Below are 1277 nucleotides of genomic sequence, written 5' to 3' on the forward strand. Positions count from 1 at the left end.
GGCACTGACCTAAAAAAATGAGACAAATAAAAACACCTTTCGTTGAAAAACGGGTATTGAATAAATATCTAATCAATGTGAGGTGTTTTTTCCAATGGGAACAAGAGTAAGTTATCCAATTGAAGTAAAAATGAAGGCTATTGAAATGCGGTTAGCGGGTGTACCTGTTAAAGAAGTGATGGGAAAATTGAATATTCGAAACTATACACAAATTAAAACTTGGATGCGTTGGTATCGAAATGGAGAGCTGCATCGTCTAGAACAGCCTGTCGGAAAACAATACTCCTATGGCAAAGGACCTGAATACGAAAACGAAACAGCGAAGTTACAAGTAGAGAATCGTTATTTAAAACAACAGATTGAAGTCTTAAAAAAGTACGCAGAGTTGGAAAGGAAGTGGTTCCAAAAGTAGTTGTGCAAGTAGTAGAAGAGTTGAAAGGGGTCATGACGATTGAAGAAGTATGTCGTCATTTAGGTGTAGCTCGTGCATCGTATTATCGATGGAAAGCGAATGGTGACAAGCAAACTCAAAAGGAAATCCGAGACCAGTCAATTGGAGATTTGTGCAAAAAACATAAATTTACATATGGCTATCGAAAAATCGCTGATCTCTTACCGAATATAAGTAGAAAAACAGTTCAGCGAGTGATTCAAAAACATGGGTGGCAATGTCGAGTCAAAGTAAAGAAACGTAAACGTACTGGTCAGCCGTCTTATGTAGTTCCAAACCGATTAAATCGTGATTTTAAAGCGACGAAACAACTTAAAAAGCTAGTAACCGATATTACATATTTGCCTTTTGGACAGTCGATGATGTATCTTTCAAGTATTCTAGATTTATATAACGGTGAAATTATTGCCCAAACAATTGGTTTTACACAAGATACGTCATTCGTGTTAGATACCTTAAATCAGCTACCTACGTTTCCAGAAGGTTGTGTATTGCACAGTGATCAAGGTTCCGTCTATACATCGTATGCTTATCAGCAAGCTGTCAAAGAAAAAGGAATTACCATGAGCATGTCCCGCAAAGGCACGCCAGCTGATAATTCCCCAATCGAAACGTTCCACTCCTCGCTAAAGTCTGAAACGTTCTATCTCGACGGAATCCATCGCACTACAAATGCGCATGTGATTCAAATCGTCGAAGAATATATTTATTATTATAACAATATTCGTATTCAAACGAAACTAAACAGCCAGTCGCCGGTACAATACCGTCAACTGGCTGCATAATAAGGTGTTTTCTTACTGTCTCAAAAATGACAGGCAGTGCC

Annotated in this window: 1 protein-coding gene; it reads left to right on the forward strand. The window is 38.2% G+C overall.

The genetic code is table 11. The features are described from left to right. The first annotated feature begins 94 nt into the window (after nucleotides 1-94). Nucleotides 95-1236 (forward strand): IS3 family transposase gene (locus V7014_RS07925; RefSeq protein ID WP_335505924.1). Its coding sequence is split into 2 segments (ribosomal slippage): nucleotides 95-365 and nucleotides 365-1236, totalling 1143 coding nucleotides; the frame shifts between segments, so codons are not numbered across the junction. Nucleotides 1237-1277 lie beyond the last annotated feature (41 nt).

It is taken from the genome of Bacillus sp. JJ722 (genome assembly GCF_036963345.1).
GTDB lineage: Bacteria > Bacillota > Bacilli > Bacillales > DSM-1321 > Bacillus_AD.